We start from the raw sequence: 25,931 nt of genomic DNA, 5'->3' as shown, positions 1-25,931 counted from the left end.
GTGTGCACTTTTACTGCTGGTGCATTTGCTCGGTACTTCCTCACTATTGCGTATCATTCTTCCAACACGCAAACGTCATGAAAACTCAGCTGTATAACACCATTCACCAAACATCTTTTCGAAAACAACTGCGAAACAACCCTACTTTGGCAGAAGCTCGACTCTGGTATTTTTTGAGAGGTGGACAAGTTGGTGCTAAGTTTCGGCGCCAATATGGCGTTGGGGACTATGTGTTAGATTTTTACTCGCCTGAGTTGCGGCTGGCGATAGAAGTTGATGGTGATAGCCATTTTTCTGTTGAAGGACAGGAACATGATAAGGTGCGAACGGAGTTTTTGGAGACACGAGGCATTCAAGTAATTCGGTTTACCAATCGGGAAGTACTGGAGGAGTGTGATGGGGTTGTTGAGGTGATTCGTGAGATGGTGAGAGAGTTAAAGAGGTAAAAACATAAGGCGATGCGCAGCGAGCCTTGTTACTCCTCCCCTTAATAAGGGGAGGCTGGGAGGGGTGCTCTTTGCTTTTAAATCATTAAAATACAAAAGATAAAGAGCCTAAGAGCACCCCCTCTAACTCCCCCGACTACGCGCCCCGTTATCAAGGGGGAGAACTACTGGCTAGCTCCTATCGTCGCATCGCCTCTATTAAGTGAGCGATGCGCAGCGAGCCTGTCGCTCCTCCCCTTAATAAGGGGAGGCTGGGAGGGGTGCTCTTTATGTTCTAAATCACTAAAATACAAAGGAAAAATAGCCCAAGAGCACCCCCTCTAGCTCCCCCCGACTACGCGCCCCGTTATCAAGGGGGAGAACACACTGCTCGTTCCTATCGTCACATCGCAGCGTTCTTGCCAAATAGAAGCAAAACCACAAACCCTAACTTTCAAATGAAAGCTTACCCCCAAACGCCCCACTCCAATCCCTATCAAACTGCTCAACCGCAGGTTCAATCGCCGGATGTGAGAACATTTGCGCTGCCACATCCACCGGCAACGTAATCGCGCCGATACCTAGCTTCATCACATCCATCGCCTGCTGAACATTCTTAAAGCTGGCCGCTAAGATCTTTGACGACAATCCATTCTTTTCAATTAGCATTTGAATATCGCGCACCACTGCAACACCATCACCATTCATAGCATCAATACGATTTACATACGGCGCGAGATAGTCAGCACCGCAAAGCGCAGCCATAAAGCCTTGCTGAGCCGTGTAAATAGCGGTAGCCAGCACCTGAATACCCCCTTTTTTCATAAGCTTAATCGCAGCCAGACCGTTTTCTGTCGCCGGCACCTTCACCACCATATCGTACGGCAGTTCGTTAAGCATTTTGGCTTCTGCCACCATTGAGGCAACATCTTTGCTCACCACCTGAGCATGGAAACGCGCCTCTTTTCCTAATACTTCTGACATTGACTTTAGTGTGTCAGTTAAGCCTGTACCCGATTTCGCAACAATCGTAGGGTTGGTGGTAATGCCCTTTAGCGGGAAGCATTGGCTAAAGCGAACGGTTTCGTTTACGTCTGCGGTATCTAAATAGAGTTCAATCATAGTTATCTCTCAGATCTTTATTTGAGCCATCTCATGTTGTGAACAATATAGATCTGCCGAATGTTTAAGATCTTGACTGCGATCAAAACAAACTTCAAATGAAAGATTTAAGTTTCATTAAATGAAGGTAATTATTTACTTTAAATGAAATGCGAGAAGTTAGAGGTAACCATGTACTTCAACATACAACGATTTTCTACTCACGATGGCGACGGTATCCGCAGCATCCTATTTCTAAAAGGTTGTAGCTTAGCTTGTCCATGGTGTCAGAACCCTGAAAGTCGTAGCCCTAAGCACTCGTTGTTGTTTGATGAGCGTAGCTGTTTGACCGAATGCAATGCATGTAGCGATGCCTGTCCTTCAATTGAAAGGTCACTAAACAGTGGCGACATTACGATTAATCGTCAAACGCTTGATCAATCACAGATCATCGCCCTTCGGAATGTATGCCCAACTCAAGCGCTTAGCGTGTGTGGCGAGGAAGCGAAAGAAGAGATGCTCATCAACACGCTAATGAAGGATAAGCCTTTCTATGATCAAAGTGGTGGCGGGGTCACTTTCTCTGGTGGTGAGCCACTGATGCAATCAGCTCTCGTTACCTCAATCGCCAGCCAGCTTAAACAGCAAGACGTCAACACAGCTATTGAAACCTGTATGCACGTTCCATGGAAAAACGTTGAACAAGCGGCGCCTTTTATTGATTGTTGGCTTGCTGACCTCAAACACACCGACGAAGAAAAATTCCAGCAATGGGCACAAGCCTCCTTGAAGCGCATTAAGGCGAACTTTCAAAAGCTAGCTCCTATTGCCAAACGTATTGTGATCCGGGTGCCAGTGGTACCGGGCTTCAACGATACCGAGGCCGAACTGGCCGACATTATTGATTTTGCAGCGTCACTTGAAAGCTGCCAAGAGATTCACTTGCTGCCCTACCACACCTTGGGCATCAACAAATATCGTCTGCTTGATATGCCTTACTTATGCGCAGACAAACCACTGAACAATCCTGAACTGCTTGAATACGCGCAACAGCACGCAAAGCAGTATCCACATATGAACGTGATCGTACGAGGTTAATGACTATGGAACTCAACTACTTACCACAGCGTATTCAAGACCATAAGAGAGCATTGGTGAACATCGTAACTCCGCCAATCTGTACCGAACGCGCTGAGGCGTATACTAAGGTCTATCGTGAGAATGAAGATAAGCCAGTAATCGTGCAACGTGCCCTCGCGCTAGAAGAACATTTAAGAACGCGCACTATTTGGATCGACAACAGCGAGCTGATCATTGGTAACCAAGCGAGCAGACTGCGCGCTGCACCAATTTTCCCGGAGTATACAGTGCGCTGGATTGAAGCTGAGGTTGACGGTCTTGCCGATCGCCCCGGCGCTGGTTTTCATGTCACCGAAGAAGACAAAAAAGTCATTCACTCACTGACGCCATACTGGCGCGGTAAAACGGTGCAAGATCGTTGTTATGGCATGTTCACCGATGAACAAGAAGCCATTCTTGCGAGCACTATCATTAAAGCAGAAGGCAACATGACGTCTGGTGACGCGCACCTTGCCGTCGACAACGAGAAGATCTTGGCTCTAGGTTTAGATGGCTTGATCACAGAAGTCGACGACTATCGCCGAAGCAATGATATCTCCAGCTATGAAGGTTTGAAAAAAGAGCAGTTCTACAAATCGGTAGACATCGTACTTCGTGCTATTCAGCAGCACATTTTACGCTTTGCTGTGCTTGCTTCCAACATGGCAAAAACCGAAGCAGACGCCGCTCGCAAACAAGAACTGGTTACTATCGCAGTCAACTGTGAACACATTGCCTATCATGCACCAGCAAACTTCTGGCAAGCACTTCAGCTAAGCTATTTTGTTCAGCTCATGCTGCAAATTGAGTCGAACGGACACTCGGTGTCATTTGGCCGCATGGATCAGTATCTAAATGACTACTACGTTGCGGATATCAACAGTGGTGAATTGGAGCATGGTTTCGCTCTAGAGTTGCTGCAAAGCTGCTGGCTAAAACTGCTTGAAGTGAACAAGATCCGCTCCGGGGCACACTCTAAAGCGTCTGCAGGCTCTCCTCTGTACCAAAACGTGTGTATCGGTGGTCAGAAGCTCAATGAGAGCGGTAAGGCAATGGATGCCGTGAACCCTTTATCTTGGGCAATCCTTGAGTCATGTGGCCAGCTTCGCTCTACTCAACCAAACTTAAGTGTTCGCTATCATGAAGGGCTAGATCAAGAGTTTTTAATGGGCTGTATCGAAGTCATCAAGTGTGGCTTTGGTATGCCAGCGTTCAACAATGATGAGATTGTCATTCCTGAGTTCATCAAACTAGGTGTCGAACGCGAAGATGCATACAACTATGCGTCAATCGGCTGTATCGAAACCGCCGTACCGGGTAAATGGGGATATCGCTGTACGGGCATGAGCTTCATTAACTTCGCTCGTATCTTGCTGGCCGCACTCAACGAAGGGAAAGACGCAACCACTGGCGAGTGCTTCTTGCCACATGACAAATCTTTGGCGAAGGGTAACTTTGCCACTATGGATGAAGTCATGGCTTCTTGGGCAGACCAAGTTCGCTACTACGCAAGAAAGTCGATTGAGATTGATACTGTCGTCGATACGGTTCTGGAGCAGCAAGCTCAAGATATCTTCTGCTCATCACTCGTGGACAATTGCTTCCCTAGCGGCAAAACCGTTAAAGAAGGCGGTGCAAAATACGACTGGGTGTCTGGCCTACAAGTGGGTATCGCTAACCTTGGTAACAGTTTGGCCGCTATCAAACATCTTGTGTTTGATGAGCAGAAAATCAGCCAACCTGAGCTTGCGAAGGCGCTAGCCGAAAACTTCGAAGGCTCAGAGCAAGAGCAGCTTCGTCAACGCATTTTGAACTTTGCACCAAAATACGGAAACGATGATGATTCTGTCGATCTACTGCTGGCTGAAGCGTACCGAGTGTATATCGACGAACTAAATAACTTCGTCAATACCCGTCATGGTCGTGGTCCAATTGGTGGTGGTTACTATGCCGGGACATCGAGTATTTCTGCGAACGTACCATTTGGCGCATCGACAATGGCAACACCTGATGGCCGAAAAGCGACAACCCCACTTGCTGAAGGCGCGAGTCCTTCTTCTGGTTCGGATCGTTTAGGGCCTACAGCGGTCTACAACTCTGTTGGCAAGATCCAAGCTGATAAGATTTTGGGTGGTGTACTACTTAACCAGAAACTATCACCAGCAGCCGTTGCATCTGAAAGCGACAAACTCAAGCTATCTATGTTGATTCGTACCTTCTTCAATCACCACAAAGGATGGCACGTTCAGTACAACATCGTATCGAGAGAAACACTGCTTGCCGCGAAACGTAACCCTGAGCAATATCGTGATTTAGTGGTGCGTGTAGCCGGGTACTCTGCGTTCTTTACTGCGCTGTCACCGGATGCACAAGACGACATTATCGCGCGTACTGAGCACGAGCTTTGATTTAGGCTAGAAACTTCGCTTCGCGGCCTTTTGTGAAGAACTAAGCTTTCGAATGAAACTTAAATGAAAGAGGGCTATAATGGCTCTCTTTTATTTTGGTGATCGCTTTGAGTAGATCCCTGCCTGCGCAGGGATGACGCCATTTGGGGCATGATTACTCATTACGTTCGTCATTCCTGCGCAGGCAGGAATCTTGCTGAAGTAAACACCACCCATAAACTTGCATCATCACCAAATCAAACGTTTCAACAGTTGCAGCCAAACACCCCAAGGACAGACTATGAACTCCAGACAATCTGAAATCCTCAACCTAGTTAACGACAGAACTCGTGTACAAGTCAGCGAGCTTTCGGAACTAACGGGAGTATCCGGAGTGACTATCCGTCAAGATCTCAACTTCTTGGAACAAAACGGCTATCTTAAGCGCGTCCATGGCGCAGCAGTTTCGCTGCAAAGTGACGACATTGAGTCTCGTCTAGAAGTACACTTCGACATCAAACAGCAACTGGCAAACAAAGCCGCCGACCTAGTTGCACCAAATGAAACCGTTCTGATTGAAGGTGGCAGCGCCAATGCCTTGTTAGCTCGAACGCTAGCAGAGCGCGGTGACGTTACCATCATCACCCCGTCTGCTTATATTGCTCACCTTATTCGCCACACCTCTGCCAACATCATTTTGCTGGGCGGTGTGTATCAGCATCAAGGCGAGAGCTTGGTCGGCCCATTAACCAAGCTATGTATTGAAAACATTCACTTCAGCACGGCCTTCTTGGGTATCGATGGCTTTGATGTTGATACCGGCTTTACCAGTCGAGACATGATGCGAGCTGACATCGCTAGTACCATCCTAGGCAAGAAGCGTCGCAATGTGGTACTGACCGATTCAAGTAAGTTTGGACAGATTTTCCCGTCATCCATCGGCAGCACAGAAGAGATCTCAGTACTTATCACTGACAAAGCTGCGCCAAAAGACATGCTTGAGCATCTTAAGTCAAAGGGTGTCGAGGTCTTTGTCGATTAACCAAAAATCTCTGGTTTGGTTTGAGGCTTGGCATAAGTGAGCCTACCTAAACTGTCGGTCACATGATAGTTATCCAAACCTGATACCGCGATACTGCCTAGCGATTCAATATCAATGTAACCACCTTCAGCTATCGCCTCTCGCTCCACATGCAAATGCGTTATCTCTCCAATAAGCAGTATCACACCGTTCAAATCGATGGTTTGACTGCTTCTGAGTGCAAGCGAGTATTTGAGACGACTCTCCGCCACGAAAGGAGCACGAACGCCCTCTTGCCACAGTGGTGTCAATCCCACCGCTTCAAACTCAGACACCTCTCTTGGGTATCGCGCCGACGTTTGATGTGCCCGTTTCCAAATATCGCTATTAACATGATTAATAGTGTACTCACCCACCGACTGAATGTTCTCAAGTGTGTCTCTGGCAACCGAGTGCGGCCTCGAAATCATCCCTATTAATGGTGGATTGGCTCCTAAATGAAAGACCGAGCTCACGATGGCCAGGTTAGTGTTTCCCTCGTGATCGGCAGTGCCCACAAGATTGGCACTTTTGAACCCCGACAAGCTGTTGACGAAATTGGCTCGATAGCGGTCTTCTAAATTAAGTAAGTCTCGATGAGTAAGATGCATGAATGACGATACCTTAGTTATGTCTGTTTACTGATTTACGATACTCATATCCGTTAGTATTCGATCAGCGCGATGTTTAACTAGTGCAACCTCTGGACTAACTATTAATACCATGCACTTTAGCCATATGATGATATGCTTTTAGGTAATAGGTGTTTGTATGGAATGAACGGATGAAGACTCTCGAACAAGAACTGTCTCGAATCGACCTGAACCTGCTGGTATCGCTAAGTGTGCTAATTAAAGAACGTAACGTGTCTCGCGCTGCGGAAAAACTCTATTTATCTCAACCAGCAATGAGCCGAACTCTCGCCAGACTAAGAGATCTTTTTGATGACCCTCTGTTTTACCGAGAGTCCAATGGCTTGCAGCCCACCACCAAAACGCTAGAACTCGAAGCGTCATTGGATCATATTCTGCTGTCTATCGACACTTTACTAAATGGACTAAGTTTTACCCCTCTTGAATGCGAACGCGCATTTCGGATATCTGTTCCGCCACTCATGAGTCGCTTGCTAACCGCACCTCTAGCTAAAGCGCTTCAGGATGTCGCACCTAAGGTCACTCTCGAAGAGTACCCTTCATCTCGTGAACCTATTCAACTGCTTAAAGATGGGCAAGTTGACTTCTCTATCCACGTTGAAGAGCCACCACAGAGCGATGAGTATCAGTTTCAAAAAATCGGCAGTACCTACCCTGTTATCTATGGCTCTCAAACCCATCCACTAGCAAAATTAAAAGAGATAACTATTGAAGACTGCCTGAATTACCAATTTGTCGATCTTTCACTGGATGTTCGATCCAACCACAACTACCTAAACCCAGTAGATGTTGAGCTTGCAAAACAAGGCTTGAGCAGAACCATCGCCCTAAAGTCTGGGCAGCTCTCCACGCTCTTGGACTCACTTGCAGGTACAGATCGATTAATGATCTCAAGCCATGCGCTGGCTGGTGACCTGTTAGATCATCAAGATTTGCAAGTAATAAAGGCATTTAACCGCGACGATTACTACGTGAGCTTGTATCTAATCGAACACAGAAAAACTGAAAGCAGCCCCGCTCATCGCTGGTTTAAGCAGCTTGTCGTCGATTCACTGTCTGAAAGAATTTCAACCACTTAGATGAAATCCGAACCATGATATCCACTTAGAGCATATCAGTTATAAGTGCATATCATTGGAGCAAATAAGGCTATCTTCGTAAGCTATTCATCAACAAGCAACGCTATTAAATACAGGGCGAGTTAATAGTGACGATGAATCCACTTCGGAGATAGCTATGTCATTCAAGAAATCACTCATTACTTGTTCAATCCTCGGCCTTGGTTTAGCGCTTACCGCTTGCAGTAACACATCAACCGAAACTGCCAAGCAAATTCCTAGCACCATTGAGATCACAGAGCAAAACTACGCACACGCGGAAACCGCTAGAAACTACCGCAACTGGGTAGCGCTGGGTGCCAACCAACACATTACTCACATGCGTAATCTTCCTCCAAGAGGTAAAGAAGCACCAACCGTTCAGATGAACGATGACACCCTATACTCTGTCGCGGTTGTTGAAGCGGTGGATGGCATGGTGACCTTCGAAATCCCAGAATCTGATGTCTACATGGCGGTACAAGTCGTCAACGAAGGCGGTCATGGTGAACACTATGTGGTTGGTGAGGGTTCTTATACAGCAGCGATTGAGACAGACTATGCGTTTCTCATCTATCGCACTGGTACCGAGAAAGGGTTGGAGGCTGCGCGTGCTGCTCAAGACAAGATTGAAACCGACACACTCAAGTTTGGTACGTACGTGATTAAAAACTATGACTACCAAGAAGTTGAAGCTTGGACATCAACACTCACCGCCGAAACTCAAGGACAAGTGTTCGCTTACACTTTCCCACGTACTTCCAAACAGGTGACAGATTTGCATCAGTGGAATCTGGAGAACGCCAACGGCTGGGGTGGTTCATCGCCAGAGGTCAATGTCGCGAACCTTTATACTAACTCTGTGATGCTTAACGCTGAGCAGTGTCAAACCACAACATTTGAAGAGCCAGGGTCGAAGTACTTCACTTCAGTTACGCCATATGATGATTCTCGTTACCTGATTGACGGCGCTAACCATATTTCGTCCAACGATTGGAAAACCAATGGCGACGGTACAGTCACCGTATCATTTAACTGTGGCTCGAATGCCATCAACAACATTGACACGAACGGGCAAGACTTCTCATTTACTGTGCGCTACTACGGTGTGAGTCAGAAAGTGATGGATGGCGAAATCTCACCAGAGAAGACGGTCATCAAATCATAAATCCAGAAATGGCGAGAGCGCAGTAGCCGCTCTCGCTTATTAACCACCTGATAATCTTGCGATATACACGTGGCACATATCCCTTATCCAAACCTATCATTTCTCAAGCCTCACACGGTTACTTATATTACTCATCGAACCTAACAACCCAACTCGAGGAGACAATTTATGTTCCCAGTCGTTTATAGTGATTATGCCACCAGCATTTTGTCGCACTTGAAACAGCAAGGTATCGACGTTAGCGAGTTGGTAGCGGCCTCTGGTCTTCCTAGCGAATACCAACAGACCGAATCGACATTTTTACCGCTCCGAGCAGTGTTTAGGTTGTTAGAAGTCACCTATCAAGAGCTCGGGGATAAAAAAGCCACCACACTTATTAGAGATGCACTGCACACTCATATCGTTCCAAAAATCTTATCTGAGCTGGACGAATGCAAAACCGTTGAGCAAGCGCTAAACCAAGTGATTCGCTTAATTCAAATTCAGATCCCTCAATCAAAGGTATTGTTAGCTCCGATGGAGAATGGCGTCATTTTCTCGCGACAAAAAACAGCTAACACTGACGACTCAGCGTTTATTTGGTCTGAGGTTTTCACCGTGTGGATCATGATTGAGCTAGTTCAAGCCCTAACCAAATCCAACTGGTTACCAAAACAAGTGCACGTTCAGTCCCACTCTTGCACCGAACTTATTCCGTGCTTTCCACGCCAAATACAGTTTATTCAAGCTCGAGAGGCATCAGGCGTGGTCATTGATAATAAAGTGCTCTCACAACCCGTCTTCATCTCAAGTCCTGCGCCTAGTGACGAGGACGAGGGAAACGCCCATTACAATGCCATTAGTCAAACATACAGTGCACTGAGACCCTATGTGCTGGAACTAAAGTTTAACTTAGAACGTGCTGCTCAAATCATTGAGGTCAGCAAAAGAACGTTACAAAGACGGCTAAACCAACATGGCATCACTTTTAGGCAGCTTAGAGACAATCTCATCGCCGATCTTGCATTGGAGCAATTGCAACAAGGCGAGGCGGTTTCAAGGGTAGCCGTCAATATGGGCTTTGCGAGCATCACCCAGTTTTCGCGATCTTTTAAGCGCATTACTGGGCTGGCACCATCACGCATCGCACTTCGCCAGTTCTAGAGGCTGATTTACCAAAAGTAACAGTGTTTGGTAGTAACATGGTTTTTGAATATTTCTTTAAAATTATTGAGTGTGTATACTTAATAGGTTGAACTTGCGAAGTTGTACTCTGGATTGAAAATGCTAATAAAGAAAATGGATGCGCCACACGATATGCAAATTGGCGCTAGATTCGAAACTAAATCTCATGGTTATGTCACGGTTGTAGAGTATTACAACACCCACACCGTGATTGTCGTATTTGAGAACACGGGGAATATTCGCTCGATAACTGCTTCCAAATTGCGCGCAGGGCAAATTACTGACCGAGCAGCTCCAATTCAATCGTCGATGGTTGGAGAAACGGTATTATCACCAAAACATGGATTACTTACCATCACTCAAGTTGAGTCTGAGAATGTTATTCTACTAGAGACAGAAGAAGGCGAAGAAATTCGCATGCTTCGTCCAGCGGTACAAAAACTACGTGAGAGTAGCAATGAAGCAGATTTAGAAAAAGAACAGCCGCAACTTCCCACTTCTTTGAGTGCACTCACCAAGAGAAATAAGAAAACCAAAGATGTAAATAAAATGCTTAAGAAAATGCTTACCGACTATGGTAAATAATAACTTACTGCACTGCCATTATTTTCATAACAGCTTAAATAAGCTAAAGTCACTCATTTACACCACAAATAACCCCGGCCTTTCCTATACTAGTCAGTGAGCCATAACACTTAAGAGTTAAAGACTCCTTATTTCGGACTTCAACTCAAATTAATGCGACCTGCATCACAAGGTCAATTTGGTTTTGTGACACAGATCTATTGTTGTTTTGGTCAATTTGGATATGATTTGTACCATCCAATAGCGAGGAAAAGCCTTCCTCTCCTATAAACTCAAAAGAGAATGATGATATGAAAAAGATTATGGTTGTATGCGGAAATGGTCTTGGTACTTCACTGATGATGGAAATGGCAGTTAAAGAAGTAGTAGGCAAAATTGGTCTGGATGCAGAAGTTGATCATGAAGATCTATCATCTGCAGCGTCAAGTAATGCTGATATTTGGGTTGCAGCAACAGATATTGCGAACCAATTAGCTGACGCTGGTAAAGAAAACATTGTTAGCCTTGCGAATATTTTTGATAAAGCTTCTATCGAAGAACAATTGAAAAAATTCATGTAAGGAACCGTTGTAATGCAAAATTTCTTCGAGTTTATGCTGGGCTTGTTAAAAGAGCCCGCTATCATGGTTGGTTTAATTGCTTTTGTGGGCTTGGTCGCACAAAAAGCTGATGTTTCAACCATCCTTAAAGGCACTATTAAAACCGTAATGGGCTTCCTAATTTTAGGTTTCGGTGCTGGCGCACTTGTTGGCGCTCTAAATAATTTCTCTACTGTATTTACTGAAGCCTTTGGCGTAAGTGGTGTTATTCCAAATAACGAAGCGATTGTTGCTCTAGCACAAGAAGCGTTCGGTTATGAAATGGCACTTATTATGTTCTTCTCATTCCTTGTGAATATTCTTTTAGCACGTTTCACTCCGCTAAAGTATATTTTCCTAACAGGTCACCACACCATGTTTATGTCTATGCTGGTTGCGGTAATCCTGTCTACAGCGGAAATTCAAGGTGCGATGTTAGTGGCAATGGGCTCTATTATTGTTGGTTCGCTGATGGTTATCATGCCTGCTCTAGCACAGAAGTATACTGTAAAAGTCATGGGTACAGACCAGCTTGCGATGGGTCACTTCTCAACGTTCTCATACCTTATTGCGGGTTTCGTTGGCAGCAAGTTCGGTGACGCATCTAAATCAACAGAAGATATCAACGTACCAAAGAGCCTCATGTTCTTGCGTGATACGCCCGTTGCGGTTGCAACGACTATGGCTATCTTCTTCATGTTCGCTTCTATCTTTGCAGGTGGCGAATTTGTAGAAAGCGTGTCTGGCGGTCAAAACTGGGTCGTGTTCACCTTTATGCAATCACTAACGTTTGCTGGTGGTGTGTACATCGTTCTTCAGGGTGTGAAAATGTTGATTGCGGAAATCGTTCCAGCATTTAAAGGTATCTCTGACAAGCTAGTACCAGGTGCAAAACCAGCACTAGACTGTCCAATGGTATTCCCTGTTGCGCCTAACGCAGTATTGATTGGTTTCCTATCATCGTTCGCTGCCGGCCTTATCGCTATGGGTATCCAAGGTGCATTTGACTGGACGATTATCGTAGCGGGTGTTGTTCCTCACTTCTTCGTAGGTGGCGCAGCAGGTGTTTATGGTAACGCGATGGGTGGTCTACGCGGTGCGATTCTTGGTGCATTTACTCAAGGTCTATGTATCTCGTTCCTACCAATGCTACTACTACCAGTTCTAGGTGGTCTTGGTCTAGAGGCAACAACGTTTGCTGACTTTGACTTCGGTGTTGTTGGTCTAATTCTAGGTTGGATTGTTCAATGAGTATTTTTAATCTAATTGGTGATAACGGCATCGTTATCTGCAACGAAGAAAATCTGTCAGTTGACGCAGCACTGGACATCACTTGTTCAAAGTTACTAGAGCAAGGCAAAGTTGAAGCAAGCTACCTTGAAGCTATTAAAGAGAAGCACAAAGAAATCGGTGCTTACTATGTACTGGCTCCTAAGATTGCAATGCCTCACGCTCGCCCAGAAGACGGTGTGAACGAAGCAGCGCTTCAAGTTACTGTGTTCAAAAACGGTGTGGATTTAGAGTCAGAAGATAACGGTGACGTATACTTCTCAATCACTCTGGCGGCGATGGATTCAGACAGCCACATCCAAACCATTATGGCACTAGCTGAGCTGTTCCAAAATGAAGACGACGTTGACGCTATCATCGCTGCACAAAACGAAGCTGAGATTATTGAGATTCTGAAAAAGTACTAATCTCAATAAGATACGTTTGAAATAGAAAGCCCTTGTATGCAGATACAAGGGCTTTTTTTATGAGGTCGAAATGCTATTTGATTTCTTCAGCGGCGAAATGCAATGCGCGTTCTTCATCGAACATTTCCGCGTTATAGATGACAAAACCATTGAACAAGATGCCACTTGTCACTTGAGGTCGTCCTTTGAAACCAGCCGACGCTAACCTTTGACAAAGTGCTTCAGGCGCCGATTGATACACAACATCCAAAAAGGGCAGCTGGCCATCGGTTACTATGCCCTGTGCGTTGAACTGCTCAATCGCGCCTGCAAAAAGGTCTGAGTCGGTGTGTTCAATGATCTCAATAACGTGTTCCAATCGCATGTATTACTCAATTCCATTTTAATCATAGAGTTACTGCCAGAGTGTACACTAGTTCTCATCCTGGTTACATGGATTGGATCAATGTCATTCTCGCCGTGTTATTAGATCGCTAGCGCAATAACAAGACCAGCACTCACTAAAACAACGCCCAAAATACGCGTATTGAGCCATGGTTCTTTAAGAAACCACATCCCCATGAACACACCAAAGATGATACTGACCTGGCGAAGCGCGACCACATAACTGACGTTTTCTACCATCGTCATTGCAAACAAGACTATGCCATAAGTCAGCCCCATCATAACACCAGCGATAGATGACTGACGCTTGTATTTCCATGTTAACGATAGCTGTTCAAACTGTCTGGTGACGAGTAACCACAGTACAAGTAACACAGAGATTCCAGCCGTTTGTAATCCTAGGTAGAGGATAGCGATGTGATGAGGAGTCAGTTCAGAGGTCTCGGTCATCAGCCAGTTAATCCCCTCTTTATCGACAATCGAGTAGATGGTGGTGCCAATAGCCGCCACAAACGCCCATAACACGCCAAGGTTGGCATAAGCACTTACCGTCAGTTGTCTAAAGGTTTTAATAGGCACCAGTAAACACCCCAGAGTGAGTATCGCGAACCCTACCCAAGCACTGACCCCGAGCGACTGACCAATGAACCAAGCACCAACGCCAACCATCAATACAGGCAGCGCACGCGCAATTGGATAGATAACACCAATGTCACCATGCTTGTAGGCGTTGAGCAGCCCCACCAAATAAATCACCTGCCCAATAGCGCTCAAACCAAGCAATCCCCAAAAATAAGCAGAAACATTGGAGAACCCTATTTGGACAAAACACCACACCATAAACGGAGCAAGCAGTAAGCATTGAGAAAGTGCAGCGCCTAAAGTGAAGGAGTAGCCAGATCCGCTATTGGATTTACCAAGAATATTCCAACCAGCGTGAAGCAGTGCGGAGAAAATCACCAGAAGTGCAGCGTAAAGAGTCAAAACAAAATCCATGTAGAACAGCCAAGCAGCATTCACTTATGCTGCTTGGTGTAAAGGTGTAGGTTTAGTAGAAAGTAGCGAGAAGATCTAACGTTCGAGCTGGGCGATAGACTCTATGCTGATAGCATCATGGCGCCAATACTCGATATCACAATCAATCAGTTCACCGTGCTGATTGTAATTGATGCGCTCTACCATCATTGCTGGGGTGCCCGATGTTGCTCTTAATGCTTGAGCCACGTCGCCTAGCAGTGACGTCGTCGTCACGCGATACTTCACCTTGGCATAAACTACGCCGTATTTTTCACGGTAGATATCGGTCAGTGACGCACCGGCCAAATCAAGGTCGAGCAAGCCCGCAAACTTCTCAGGTCTAATGAAGTTGGTGACAAAAACAACAGGGCGCTCTTCAAGATAACGCACTCTATCAACTCGGTAGATATCAGAAAAAGCTGGCAGCTCAAGCAGTTGCGCCGCTTGTTTGGTCGTTAAGATCCCTTTTGCCGACAAAAGGTCGGTACGAGGCTGCCTATTCTGAGCAATCGCCATATTGGTAAAGTTAAGCGTTTGCGTAGGGTCGTAGCGCAGTGGCTCTGGCGAGATAAACCAGCCACGGCGATCCTCGCGATAAATCCGCCCTTCAGCTTCAAGCAATGAGAGTGCTTCTCGCAAGGTGACCCGGGTGGTGTCAAATGACTCCGCAAGCTTTCGCTCCGCCGGTAGCTTTTGCCTTGGCGACAGCATTCCAGACTCAATTTGCTCAACGATAGCGTCTTTAATTTTTACGTATTGCACTAGGCATCCTTATATCAATCGTCATTAGTCACGATCCTACATTTCAATATTAGCGTTTACGCCAAGCTTGAGTCTTTGCTTCAAACACCTTTCCAACAAACATGTGGAGCAGTTTCGCGATAGCCGCAGAAAGCATAATCATCACCGCCATCGCTGCTGCACTGCCTGTTTGGCCAGCATCATCCATGTTCAGCACTGCCACTGATGCTGGAATCGTATTCGTTGAATACAAGAATACTACTGCCGAGGTCGTTGTTAAAGCGTTGATAAATAGATATATGGCAATGTCCAGCACCGCAGGCAAACAACACGGCAGTGACACTTTGAAAAACAGCTTATATTGAGGCAATTTGACCGATGCGGCGGTAGCCTCAATCTCAGTCGGTAGCTGCTTAAGAGCGGTTAGCGCCGTCATATGCCCCACTGTGTAATAGTGCACCACGGTATTAATCACCAAAAACGCCATAGTGCCATAGAGCACACCGAGTGGATTATTGGCATCATTAAAGTAGAAAATGTAACCCAAACCTAGAACCAATCCTGGCACTGCCATCGGGATCACACTCATCATCTGCATCGCTTGGCGAATTGGCGCGAACGCGCGGCCTTTTTCAATGCAGTAAGCGCCGACAAAAATCACCACAGAACCAATAATCGCAGTCCATGTCGCCAGCTTCAACGAGTTAAAGTAAGGGCTCCAGCCATACGTACTCATTTCAGCAAAATTATAGTTGTTTAGAGTTAGAGCTTTGTTCCACGGCCAGAAAGTCACTAGCGAGCCATACACCGCCATCCCCAATACCGCCAGTACAGCAAGCGACACCAACAAACAGTAAATAAAGCATAGTGAGTCACGAAGCTTGTTCGGTGATGGCTGATAAGGCACTGAGCGCGTATCAAGCATACTCTTCTGCTTTTTCTGAACCCAGCGGTCTACAGCAAACGCAAGCACCGCAGGCAACAGCAGCAAAATACTGGTTACCGCACCCATAGAAAAGTTTTGCTGACCGACGACCTGCTTAAAAATATCCGTCGCTAGGACACTGTAACTGCCGCCAATCACTTTCGGCACACCAAAGTCGCACACCACCAGAGTAAACACCATGATGAGCGTGCTGATCACACCGTATTTCGCGGCAGGTAAGGTGATCATGAAGAAGGTTTTAATTGGTGATGTTTTAAGTGCCCTCGCCGCTTCGTACAAACGGGCATCCGAGGTACGCAATGAGGTGGTTAAAATCATCAACGCATGGGGAAATGTCCAGAAGATCAAACCAAGGGAAACACCGATCAAACCATACACTGAGTGTCCTTGAAGCAACTCCTTCGCGATGCCCTGATTCCCAAACAAAAAGATCAAACTGATAGCAGGTAGCAAAGAAGGCGCAAGGATAGGCGCAGTGCCCATTAAATGAAATAGGCCTTTAAATGGCATGCAAGACCGAGTTAAAGCAAACGCATAGCCAAATGCCAGCACACCCACCACTACCGTTACGATAAGACCTAAGGTCATCGTGTTACTGAGTGAAAACCACAAGCTATCGGTGGCAAAGTAGTTGGCAAAATTGGCGAGTCCGACGAACTCACCATCGCTGTTTTGCACACTCTTTTTCACCATAGCCCACAGCGGCATAAGAATGAACAACGCCATTCCAACAAACAGCACCGTTAGCAGAGTGAAAAGCACCATGTTGTCTTTACTCAGTTTCGCCGTCACATGTTGTGCGGTGAATGTTGCCGCTCGCTGTCTCATAGTCTCACTCGCATTTAATGTTGAAGTTATCTGCATCATCAGCCTCTACGCTGCAGCGCCCAATGATGATTTGCTGCAGGCGTAACCAAGCAGGCCATCTTCGGCAAATTCGATATAACGAATGTCGTTGCGGCGTAAATCAAGTTCGTTCACGCGTTTAATAGGCACATCGATATAGATAGGCGCTGAGGTTGGAGCATGCTGCATCTGAACTTCGACGCGATAAAATGCCCCTTGAAACTCTTTCGCCAAAACTTTTACTGGAATAGCATTAGAAGCTCGTTCAACAAAACGGAGGCTCTCTGGCCGCACTGCGAGGTCGAAAATTTCGCCTTGCTCAAGCGTCATATTCTCCAATGTTGGCAACGGCAACATGCTTTCCGCAATACGCAAACTGGTAGTCGATGCAACCGACGCTTCAATAAAGTTCATGCTGCCAACAAAATCTGCTACGAAGCGAGTCGCAGGCTTTTCATACACCTCTTGCGGCGTGCCTACTTGTTCAATGACGCCGTGGTTCATTACCACGATGCGATCCGCCATAGACAATGCTTCTTCTTGATCGTGAGTCACCATAATCGTGGTAATGCCAAGCCTGCGCTGCATCTGACAAATTTCTTCACGAAGGTGAGTACGCACTTTCGCATCAAGTGCAGACAGTGGTTCATCCAGCAATAACAGACCTGGAGACAACGCCAGTGCGCGCGCCAATGCAACACGCTGCTGCTGCCCGCCTGAGAGTTGATTTGGGTACTTGTTGCCAGAGGTTGGCAAGCCAATCATCTCTAGCCAATGCTCGACTTTTTCAAGCGCTTCTTTGTTGGTCATGCCTTGATTTTTAAGGCCAACCGCAATGTTTTCCTGCACCGTTAGATTTGGAAATAGCGCGTAAGATTGAAACACAATACCGAAGTCGCGCTTTTCCGGTGGCAGAAAAGTGGTCTCTTGATCCGCTTGGTGGATTTCACCCGAGGTTGGAAGATCCAATCCGGCTATAGCACGCAACAAGGTGGTTTTTCCGCAGCCCGATGGGCCAAGAAAACAGACAAACTCGCCTTTATTGATGGCGAGTGAAATTTGCTTTAATGCCGTGAACTGACCGAACTGTTTCACCACATTTTTGATATTTAGATAAGGGCTGGATACTGTCATCGTCGTCTCTCCAATGGTATATACCAAATTTAAATCTGGTTTATTTCATTGGCATGACAGTTTTATAGCAGGTAGGTTGCAATGCAGGATTTTTTGAAGTGATTGACTGGCTTTACGTATAACGACAAAGGGGCGATCCTAAGATCGCCCCACACAAAGCTTTTCAAACAAGTCCATTCAGCCGAACGAAACTGTTAGGATTTTGGTTCAGACTTAGCATCAAACTTCTGAGACCAGGTTTTCAATACTTCAGCACGTTCCGTGCCCATCTTACCAAAGTCCATCTCGGCCATTGCCCCCTGAACTTCAGGGTAGTTGTTAACATTGCCTGTTACCGCTTTATGAGCAACCACTGGGTAAGATTCAACATACAGTTCATTTGCCGACTTAGACACAGACCAATCTACGACGCGCTTTGCAGCATCCGATTCTTTTACCAAGCCAACGGCCTCTGACTCCCAGCCAATCCCTTTTGGCGTGATCACTGCGAGAGGCGCGCCTTGATTAATCAGCTTAGCACCGCGAACTGCCATAGAAATACCGATAGCGACTTCACCCATTCCCGCTTGGACACAAGGCTTAGAGCCTGAGTGCGTGTAATGAGCGATGTTTTTATCTAGGTTTTTCATGTAGTTCCAAGCTTGATCTTCGCCCATGTTTTGTAGCCAAGCGGAAACTTGCATGTAACCTGTACCCGAAGACGCTGGGTTTGGCATCGCGATGTGGCCTTGATATACAGGCTTGGTCAAATCTTCCCAAGATTGTGGTTTTGGAAGGTTAAGCTGCTTAGCTACCGCTTCGTTAAAACAGATAGCGTTAAAGAAAGCATCATTACCAAACCATGCTTGGTTTGACTGAGGATCATTCAAGTTCGGCTTCAGGTCTTCAAGTCCCTTCGGCACGTATGGCTTAAGCACACCCTCTTCTTTTAGCAATGCCATGGAAGAGCCAGCCAAACCCCAAACCACTTCAGCACGTGGGTTATTTTTCTCCGCCAAAAGCTTCGCTGTCATGATACCCGTTGAGTCGCGCACCCATTTGATTTTCACGTCTGGGTTCTCTTTCTCAAATGCATTCTTGTATTTCGCAAGAATGTCCGTTTCGAAAGCGGTGTACACAGTGACTTCTGTTGCTGCTAGTGCGTTAGTGGCTAATAGAGAAACCAGTGTAGCCAGTGTTCCCTTCATCAAACGGTTTTTCATTGTCGTCTCCATTTAGATTTGGTCTGTACCAGTTGATGTAAGTCACCTTAGTTTCGATTTATGACGATTAAATGAACAAAAAGTGGCAGTTTTACTAAAAAGACTTCGAATTAACGATCGAATCAGGTGCCTTTGACGGCGTGTGAAACTTTTATGAAAATTGGTTTTGACGCTTTACGACGCGTAATTTCGGTTGCTAGAGTAAATACAACTTATTGGTATAGTCCAAATTGAGAATCAAGATGAAAAACGAATACTTGCTATTAACTCCGGGTCCGCTATCGACGACTGAAACTGTGCGCGAAGCGATGTTAAAAGACTGGTGTACATGGGATGACGACTACAACAAAGAGATTGTCGAGGTCATTCGCGCTAAACTGACTCAACTTGCCACAAAACAAGCGGGCTACACCAGCGTCCTAATGCAAGGCAGCGGCACCGCGTCAGTCGAGGCGACAATTGGTAGCACTGTCACTACAAACGGCAAACTGCTTGTTGTCGACAATGGTGCCTACGGCGCCCGTATTGCGCAGATTGCTGACTACCTAAACATCGAAACCCGTATCATTGCACCAGGCGAAGTCAGCAGACCGAATCTAGATGAGATTGCTAGCATCCTAGAACAAGACAGTGCCATTACGCATGTTGCAATTGTTCACTGCGAAACAACAACCGGCATGCTGAACCCTATTGAAGCGGTCATCAAACTAGCAAAGCAACATGACAAAACTGTGATCCTTGATGCGATGTCGAGTTTTGGTGGCATCCCAATGGATATTGGTGAGCTCGGTATCGACTTTATGATCAGCTCTGCCAACAAATGTATTCAGGGTGTTCCTGGCTTTGGGTTTGTGGTTGCTAAGCAATCAGAGCTAGAAAAATGCCAAGGCCAAGCGCGTTCACTCAGTCTCGATCTCTATGATCAATGGCACTGCATGGAAGTGAATCACGGCAAGTGGCGCTTCACCTCCCCAACCCATACCGTGCGTGCTTTCTATCAAGCTCTTTTAGAACTTGAGCAAGAGGGCGGTATTGAAGCGCGTTTCAATCGCTATCACACTAACCAAAAGACACTAGTCGAAGGTATGCGTTCATTGGGCTTCCGCACGCTACTAAACGACGATCTTCATTCTCCGATCATTACCTCGTTCTACTCACCTGAGCACAGTGATTACCAGTTCAAAGCCTTTTATAACCGCTTAAAAGAGCAAGGTTTTGTTATCTACCCCGGCAAAGTCTCTAATGCTGATTGCTTCCGCATTGGCAATATTGGTGATGTGTACCCATCGGACATTGAACGCTTAATCAGCGCGGTGAAAAACGCAATGTACTGGGAGCTGGCGTAATGGCAGACCAAGCAACGCACCTACGTAGCGAGGGGGATGTGAACAATACCCCAGCACGTGAAGAGTGGAATCAACAAATACAAGACGAAGCGACACAAGCACTGCTTAAACGCGACGCCGATGTTTTCTTGCATCAGTCTATGTCAACGCCATGCCTAGATTCACTAGAAGCGGCAGAAGGGATTTATATCCAAGACACACGCGGAAAGCGCTACATGGACTTTCATGGTAACAACGTACATCAGCTTGGTTATGCGCACCCGCATGTCATCAAACGTGTAACGGAGCAGATGCATTCACTGCCCTTTTCGCCGCGCCGTTTTACCAACGAAACAGCGGTTAAATGTGCTGAAAAGCTAACCCAAGTCTGCGGCGGCGATCTCAACCGAGTGTTATTTGCGCCTGGCGGCACATCTGTAGTTGGAATGGCGCTCAAACTGGCTCGTTATATCACAGGCAACTACAAAGTCGTGTCACTGTGGGACTCATTTCATGGGGCATCATTGGATGCGATTTCAGTCGGTGGTGAAGCGTGTTTTCGTGAAGGCATGGGCCCGCTCATGGCAGGTGTTGAGCGCATCCCACCAGCGGTGTCTTATCGCGGTGCGTTCCCTTCACAAGACGGGAGTGATGTTCACTACGCTGACTATCTCGAATACGTGATTGAAAAAGAAGGCGGTATCGGCGCGTTTATCGCAGAAGGCGTTCGCAATACCGATGTGCAAGTACCAAGTAAAGCGTACTGGAAACGCATCCGTGAGATTTGCGACAAACACAATGTCCTACTCATTATTGACGATATTCCGAATGGCATGGGGCGCAGTGGTGAATGGTTTACCTATCAGGCATTCGACATTGAACCGGACATTCTTTGTATCGGCAAAGGCTTTGGTGGCGGTTTGGTCCCAATCGCTGCGATGGTAACCAAAGACAAATACAACACGGCTGCGGAAATCTCTCTAGGTCACTACACGCACGAGAAAAGTGCCCTTGGCTGCGCGGCGGCACTTGCCACCATGGAAGCGATTGAGCAGGAACAGCTCCTAGAGAAGACACGTAATGACAGCGAGTTTGTCAAAGCACGCCTACTTCAAATGAAGCAGCAATACCCAATTATTGGCGATGTACGTGGCATTGGTCTTCTGTGGGGTGTGGAACTAGTAAAAAACCACATCACAAAAGACAGAGCCTACGATGAAGCCGAGCAAGTTCTCTATCAATGTTTAAATCAAGGTCTGAGCTTTAAGGTGTCGCAAGGCAACGTCATTCAGCTTAGCCCTCCGCTGATTATTACCCGTGACGAGCTAACCAAAGCGCTCGACATTTTCGAGCAAGCTATTGCTCACGTATCAAACGTAAGAAATTAACTTTTAAGGAATGACATCATGTCTCACTCATCACCGATTCAAGCCGTTATCTTTGACTGGGCTGGCACTATTGTTGACTTTGGTTCGTTTGCCCCGACCAGCATTTTTGTCGAAGCATTTAAACAAGGCTTTGATTTCGAGATTTCTCTAGACGAAGCTCGCGAGCCAATGGGTATTGGTAAATGGGATCACATTAAAGCCGTTGGCCAAATCCCTGCAGTAAAAGAACGTTGGACAGCCAAGTTTGGTCAAGAAATGCAAGACAGCGATGTTGACGCCATCTACGCCGCATTCATGCCTCTACAAAAAGCCAAAGTAGCGGATCACGCTGAGCCAATCCTTAACGCGGTTGACGTTGTGAACGACCTTAAACACAAAGGCATCAAGATCGGCTCATGTTCTGGCTACCCACGTCAAGTAATGGATGTTCTCATTCCAGTGGCGGCAGATTACGGCTATAAACCAGACTATGTCGTCGCTACTGATGACCTACCTCAAGGCGGCCGCCCTGCTGCATTTATGGCACTGAAAAACGCTATCGAACTGGGCGCGACTAGCGTCGGTGCTTGCGTAAAAGTGGATGACGCAGCACCCGGTATCGAAGAAGGTCACAATGCAGGCATGTGGACTGTGGGTCTACTGCTTTCTGGCAACGAGGCTGGCCTTACATTTGACCAATACCAAGCCGCTGATGAAGCAACTCTAACAGCAGCTCGCGAACGTGCACGCATCAAGCTTGGTAAAGCTTCACCTCACTATCTAGTTGATACGATTGCCGACCTTCCAGGTGTGATCGCCGATATTGAGAAACGCGTTTTAGCGGGTGAACGTCCGTAAGATAAGCAAGCTAAGAAAAATAAAAAGCTCACGGTTTAACCGTGAGCTTTTCGCATCCAATATTCCTTGATAGACAAAAACTAAACAACACTGTGGTGTCGAGCGGTCGTTAGGCTCTCGCCACAACAAAGTGCTCCAACTTCATTACGTGCTGCTCAGGCACTTTTCGACCAATTGGTTCGAAGTAGCGCCCATTTAGATCCTCCAGAGTCTTATTTTCTGCCACTTTGAAGCCGTAGCCAGACAACATTTGCTCTATCTCATCACTGCGATAGAAAGACACCCACGGCTCCCCAAATCTATCTGATAAGTCTTTAATCGTGTTCACACGTTTAACTACATGGGGATAGCCATCTCCAAAGCAAGCTTTAGGATCGCTGTTAAGGCGTTCGTCAACGTAAGACATCAAGAAAGTTGCATCTGTACGATGTGTGAGAGCGGCCAATGCTTCAATGGTAGTGGCTAACGCAGGTTTAGTAATGTACTGAGAAACACCTTCTAAGGTGAAGATAGTTGGTTTATTTGGATCAAAGCCGGATGCCAATAATCGCTCAACGAGAGATTGGTGATTAAAATCCACACTAACGTAACTCACATTCTCTGAGTTAAATAAGTGTTGGGGTAGTTTTTTACGCTTTCTCTTTTGCACTTCAGCTTGATCGACTTCGAAAACCCTGAGGCTGGAAGGCAGGTCAAGGCGATGCGCCCTTAAGTCATAACCTGCACCCAAAATCACGTATTGGTCGACCCCATTTTCCACCGCCTCTTGAATACAATCATCAAAAAATCGAGTTCTCGCAATAAGGTGCTGATGGAATCCAGGGGCAAACTTCTCGGTGATCAAAACAGATAGCCGATGACCCATCAGCTTGATGAGACTCGCACCTAACACGAATCGTTTTGCGTACGGATCGCTAATGACCCTCTTACTCGGTGGTGCCAGTGTCTCGATTAAGCGTTGCTTCGCCACGCCTTGCGCGGTCGCATCTTTACCAAACCAAAAGCTCATAGTTGCTTACCTCGGGTTCTTTGTAGAGTGAACAGTTCGAACCTAGAAACATGTGAGAAGGAGATAACAATCATTAAAATACTAATCAAACACAAACATTTAATGACAAAAATACCAATATAGCTTAAAGGTCACTCCTTTACTTTGAATTAAGTAATAGAACTAAAACTACTCACACAAAATACCTCGATAAAGATCACACATTTAAAACCTCACCAGATAACGACATATAAGCATACCACCGAGATTGGTAATTTAATTAAAATACGGGAACACCTCTAATTAGATTTAAACATTCTAAAACAAGAACAGAATTATTATAACTCTTCGACGCAATCGCCATTTCAAGGGCAACGGCATTGACGACAGTCATAATATTAAAGAACACTTCCCTTAGAGTAAATTTTAAACCCCAAAAAGGAATTTTGAATGAACATCGCAATCGTTGCCGGTAGCCAAAGAACAAACTCACAAAGTATCAATGTGGCTAATTATCTGGCAACACTCGCTGGCGAACACTTTGAACAGGTCAATGTTCTCGACTTGCATCATTTAGCTTTACCACTTTGGAATGAAGGCGTGTGGCAAGACAGCGAGGAATGGGCACCATTGCAACCCATTAAACAGCAGCTCAAGCAATCTGATGCCTTTATTTTTATCACGCCAGAGTGGCATGGTATGGCAACGCCCTCACTAAAGAATTTTTTGATGCTGACTACCGACGACGAGTTGGCACACAAAGCGGCGTTGCTGGTAAGCGTCTCTGCTGGCATCAATGGCGTATACCCTATTAGCGAACTGCGTATGACTGGTAATAAAAACAATCACGTCTGTTTTTTACCAGACCATCTTATCTTTAGAAACTGCGAACAAATGTTGACTGCCGATCACCAATGTACAGACCAAAAGCAACATGCTCGAAGCGAATATACACTCAAGTTACTCGCAGCCTATGCCAATGCTTTAGCCCCCGTACACCGCGACATGGTAAGTATCGGTAAACCATTTCGATACGGAATGTAATGAACAACTAACTTTCAACCAAATGAAGCGTAATCGCAAGGAGAAATGGATGAAGTATAGAATAAAACAAAAAAATGAAGACTTTAGGGTATGCGAAGTCATTAACTTAGATATTGCCGATAGCCCTACTAACTATCGACTTTTTTGTTTAGTGAAGAGTGGTATCTCAACATTTAACGCTATAGATATAATTAGCCAAGAATTTAACCTAGAGGAAGGTCAAATTGGCGTAGCGGGTTTAAAAGATGAGGAAGGAGTCACGCAGCAATACCTCACAATTGAAAGTCATAAAGTCGCTAGTAAATTTAATGATAAAGACAGTAACTTTTGGCTTGAGTTATATCAAATCGGTTTCTCCAACAATAAAATCACTGTTGGTTCTAATCTTGGAAACGCATTTAAGATCGTATTAAGAGGACTTGACGAAGAGGCTCAAAATGCCCTTACAAGCATTAATGAAACTCAGCTTAGAGTCCCCAATTACTATGACAGCCAACGTTTCGGCTTACCCAATCAACCTGCGCTGACACATCTGATCGGACAACACTACCTAGAAGGTAACCTCGACAAGTGCCTAGAATTCGCACGTGAATCGGGCGTCCTAGCTAATAGAGAGGTATCTGTAGAAAACCTAGAATCTTTAATACCTATGCGCGAAAGGGCTTTTTGGCTATGTTCTCATGGCTCGCACATATGGAATAAGAAGCTCAGTGAACTCATACAAGCAGAAGGCTTCGCTAGCGCCTCTATCCGTATCGCGGACAACAGTTATTTTGCTCCAAACCAAGATGAGTTCGCGGCGCATAAGCTTCCGAATAAATTAGCCATAGACAAATGGCGCGCAATCGATGGTGAAATTAAGAAACTGTCTGCAACCAGGGACTGCTTTATTTATTGTCATTTTAAATCCAAGCCGCTCGACTCAGAGAGCTGTGAGTTGCAGTTCACATTGCCGACTGGTAGCTACGCAACGATGGCAATAAAAGGCATCTTAGGTGTTTAATTGGCCTTAGTATTACAAAGGGCGAAAGGTGCGACACCTTTC

At 46.0% G+C, this 25,931-nt stretch carries 25 protein-coding genes; 16 read left to right on the top strand and 9 right to left on the bottom strand.

The features are described 5' to 3' along the window. Nucleotides 1-77 precede the first annotated feature (77 nt). Nucleotides 78-446 (top strand): endonuclease domain-containing protein, encoded by a 369-nt coding sequence (locus tag ACVA6Q_RS02805; protein WP_446646439.1) that lies wholly within the window; start codon nucleotides 78-80, stop codon nucleotides 444-446. A 426-nt stretch (nucleotides 447-872) separates the two neighbouring features. Here ACVA6Q_RS02805 and ACVA6Q_RS02800 read toward each other — a convergent pair whose 3' ends face one another. Then, entirely contained in the window at nucleotides 873-1,547 is a 675-nt protein-coding gene (locus ACVA6Q_RS02800; RefSeq protein ID WP_446646438.1) for a fructose-6-phosphate aldolase, read from the bottom strand. A gap of 171 nt (nucleotides 1,548-1,718) precedes the next feature. Here ACVA6Q_RS02800 and ACVA6Q_RS02795 point away from each other — a divergent pair, with 171 nt between their 5' ends. From ACVA6Q_RS02795 to ACVA6Q_RS02785, 3 genes are all read left to right on the top strand, one after another. After that, entirely contained in the window at nucleotides 1,719-2,624 is a 906-nt protein-coding gene (locus ACVA6Q_RS02795) for a glycyl-radical enzyme activating protein (protein ID WP_446646437.1), read from the top strand. Nucleotides 2,625-2,629: 5 nt separating this feature from the next. Next, complete coding sequence (locus ACVA6Q_RS02790) at nucleotides 2,630-5,053, top strand: formate C-acetyltransferase/glycerol dehydratase family glycyl radical enzyme (RefSeq protein WP_446647168.1); 2,424 nt, start codon at nucleotides 2,630-2,632, stop codon at nucleotides 5,051-5,053. Between the two features lie 280 nt (nucleotides 5,054-5,333). Further along, a complete protein-coding gene (locus tag ACVA6Q_RS02785) occupies nucleotides 5,334-6,074 on the top strand; it encodes a DeoR family transcriptional regulator (RefSeq protein ID WP_446646436.1) in 741 nt (246 codons plus the stop codon). Here ACVA6Q_RS02785 and ACVA6Q_RS02780 read toward each other — a convergent pair. Then, nucleotides 6,071-6,703: a flavin reductase family protein gene (locus ACVA6Q_RS02780; RefSeq protein ID WP_446646435.1), complete on the bottom strand. Its 633-nt coding sequence runs from the start codon at nucleotides 6,701-6,703 to the stop codon at nucleotides 6,071-6,073. The genes ACVA6Q_RS02785 and ACVA6Q_RS02780 overlap by 4 nt on opposite strands. Nucleotides 6,704-6,876: 173 nt before the next feature. Here ACVA6Q_RS02780 and ACVA6Q_RS02775 point away from each other — a divergent pair, with 173 nt between their 5' ends. From ACVA6Q_RS02775 to ACVA6Q_RS02745, 7 genes are all read left to right on the top strand, one after another. Continuing rightward, the gene (locus tag ACVA6Q_RS02775) at nucleotides 6,877-7,824 is read left to right on the top strand and encodes a LysR family transcriptional regulator (protein WP_446646434.1); all 948 of its coding nucleotides are present in this window, start codon (nucleotides 6,877-6,879) and stop codon (nucleotides 7,822-7,824) included. Nucleotides 7,825-7,981: 157 nt separating this feature from the next. Beyond that, nucleotides 7,982-9,010: a DUF1254 domain-containing protein gene (locus tag ACVA6Q_RS02770; protein ID WP_446646433.1), complete on the top strand. Its 1,029-nt coding sequence runs from the start codon at nucleotides 7,982-7,984 to the stop codon at nucleotides 9,008-9,010. A 168-nt stretch (nucleotides 9,011-9,178) separates the two neighbouring features. Next, a complete protein-coding gene (locus ACVA6Q_RS02765) occupies nucleotides 9,179-10,153 on the top strand; it encodes a helix-turn-helix domain-containing protein (RefSeq protein ID WP_446646432.1) in 975 nt (324 codons plus the stop codon). Nucleotides 10,154-10,288: 135 nt separating this feature from the next. Further along, on the top strand, nucleotides 10,289-10,759 hold the full coding sequence (locus ACVA6Q_RS02760; protein WP_446647167.1) for a hypothetical protein: 471 nt from the start codon (nucleotides 10,289-10,291) through the stop codon (nucleotides 10,757-10,759). A gap of 290 nt (nucleotides 10,760-11,049) precedes the next feature. After that, nucleotides 11,050-11,319, top strand: coding sequence for a PTS sugar transporter subunit IIB (locus ACVA6Q_RS02755; RefSeq protein WP_418642837.1), 270 nt, complete (start codon nucleotides 11,050-11,052; stop codon nucleotides 11,317-11,319). A gap of 12 nt (nucleotides 11,320-11,331) precedes the next feature. Then, nucleotides 11,332-12,588, top strand: coding sequence for a PTS ascorbate transporter subunit IIC (locus ACVA6Q_RS02750; RefSeq protein WP_353499691.1), 1,257 nt, complete (start codon nucleotides 11,332-11,334; stop codon nucleotides 12,586-12,588). Further along, nucleotides 12,585-13,034 carry a PTS sugar transporter subunit IIA gene (locus ACVA6Q_RS02745; RefSeq protein ID WP_042495172.1) on the top strand — a complete coding sequence of 150 codons (450 nt, stop codon included), beginning with the start codon at nucleotides 12,585-12,587 and terminating at the stop codon, nucleotides 13,032-13,034. Before ACVA6Q_RS02750 ends, ACVA6Q_RS02745 begins: the two co-directional genes overlap by 4 nt. Before the next feature lie 73 nt (nucleotides 13,035-13,107). Here ACVA6Q_RS02745 and ACVA6Q_RS02740 read toward each other — a convergent pair whose 3' ends face one another. The 6 genes from ACVA6Q_RS02740 to ACVA6Q_RS02715 form a co-directional block, all read right to left on the bottom strand. Next, nucleotides 13,108-13,398, bottom strand: coding sequence for a hypothetical protein (locus ACVA6Q_RS02740; protein ID WP_446646431.1), 291 nt, complete (start codon nucleotides 13,396-13,398; stop codon nucleotides 13,108-13,110). A 101-nt stretch (nucleotides 13,399-13,499) separates the two neighbouring features. Beyond that, complete coding sequence (locus ACVA6Q_RS02735; protein ID WP_446647166.1) at nucleotides 13,500-14,402, bottom strand: multidrug transporter; 903 nt, start codon at nucleotides 14,400-14,402, stop codon at nucleotides 13,500-13,502. An 87-nt stretch (nucleotides 14,403-14,489) separates the two neighbouring features. Next, nucleotides 14,490-15,197, bottom strand: coding sequence for a phosphonate utilization transcriptional regulator PhnR (gene phnR, locus ACVA6Q_RS02730; RefSeq protein WP_446646430.1), 708 nt, complete (start codon nucleotides 15,195-15,197; stop codon nucleotides 14,490-14,492). A 49-nt stretch (nucleotides 15,198-15,246) separates the two neighbouring features. Continuing rightward, nucleotides 15,247-16,950, bottom strand: coding sequence for a putative 2-aminoethylphosphonate ABC transporter permease subunit (locus ACVA6Q_RS02725; RefSeq protein WP_446647165.1), 1,704 nt, complete (start codon nucleotides 16,948-16,950; stop codon nucleotides 15,247-15,249). A gap of 45 nt (nucleotides 16,951-16,995) precedes the next feature. Further along, nucleotides 16,996-18,102, bottom strand: coding sequence for a putative 2-aminoethylphosphonate ABC transporter ATP-binding protein (locus tag ACVA6Q_RS02720; RefSeq protein WP_446646429.1), 1,107 nt, complete (start codon nucleotides 18,100-18,102; stop codon nucleotides 16,996-16,998). 194 nt (nucleotides 18,103-18,296) lie between these two features. Further along, entirely contained in the window at nucleotides 18,297-19,304 is a 1,008-nt protein-coding gene (locus tag ACVA6Q_RS02715) for a putative 2-aminoethylphosphonate ABC transporter substrate-binding protein (RefSeq protein ID WP_446646428.1), read from the bottom strand. A 242-nt stretch (nucleotides 19,305-19,546) separates the two neighbouring features. Here ACVA6Q_RS02715 and phnW point away from each other — a divergent pair, with 242 nt between their 5' ends. From phnW to phnX, 3 genes are read left to right on the top strand one after another with little or no spacing between them, the layout of a single operon-like run. After that, a complete protein-coding gene (gene phnW / locus ACVA6Q_RS02710) occupies nucleotides 19,547-20,650 on the top strand; it encodes a 2-aminoethylphosphonate--pyruvate transaminase (protein ID WP_446646427.1) in 1,104 nt (367 codons plus the stop codon). Next, nucleotides 20,650-22,017, top strand: coding sequence for an aspartate aminotransferase family protein (locus ACVA6Q_RS02705; protein WP_446646426.1), 1,368 nt, complete (start codon nucleotides 20,650-20,652; stop codon nucleotides 22,015-22,017). Before phnW ends, ACVA6Q_RS02705 begins: the two co-directional genes overlap by 1 nt. 18 nt (nucleotides 22,018-22,035) lie before the next feature. Then, nucleotides 22,036-22,854, top strand: coding sequence for a phosphonoacetaldehyde hydrolase (gene phnX, locus ACVA6Q_RS02700; protein WP_446646425.1), 819 nt, complete (start codon nucleotides 22,036-22,038; stop codon nucleotides 22,852-22,854). A gap of 109 nt (nucleotides 22,855-22,963) precedes the next feature. Here the strand turns inward: phnX and ACVA6Q_RS02695 are convergent, their stop codons facing one another. Next, nucleotides 22,964-23,863, bottom strand: coding sequence for a class I SAM-dependent methyltransferase (locus ACVA6Q_RS02695; protein ID WP_446646424.1), 900 nt, complete (start codon nucleotides 23,861-23,863; stop codon nucleotides 22,964-22,966). Nucleotides 23,864-24,292: 429 nt separating this feature from the next. Here ACVA6Q_RS02695 and ACVA6Q_RS02690 point away from each other — a divergent pair, with 429 nt between their 5' ends. Beyond that, a complete protein-coding gene (locus ACVA6Q_RS02690; protein ID WP_446646423.1) occupies nucleotides 24,293-24,886 on the top strand; it encodes an NADPH-dependent FMN reductase in 594 nt (197 codons plus the stop codon). 49 nt (nucleotides 24,887-24,935) lie between these two features. Next, nucleotides 24,936-25,889: a tRNA pseudouridine(13) synthase TruD gene (gene truD / locus ACVA6Q_RS02685; RefSeq protein WP_446646422.1), complete on the top strand. Its 954-nt coding sequence runs from the start codon at nucleotides 24,936-24,938 to the stop codon at nucleotides 25,887-25,889. Nucleotides 25,890-25,931 lie beyond the last annotated feature (42 nt).

This window comes from Vibrio sp. DNB22_10_4, from assembly GCF_052879755.1.
Note: the sequence above shows the minus strand (reverse complement) of the source record. Positions and strands in the feature narration are given on the sequence as shown.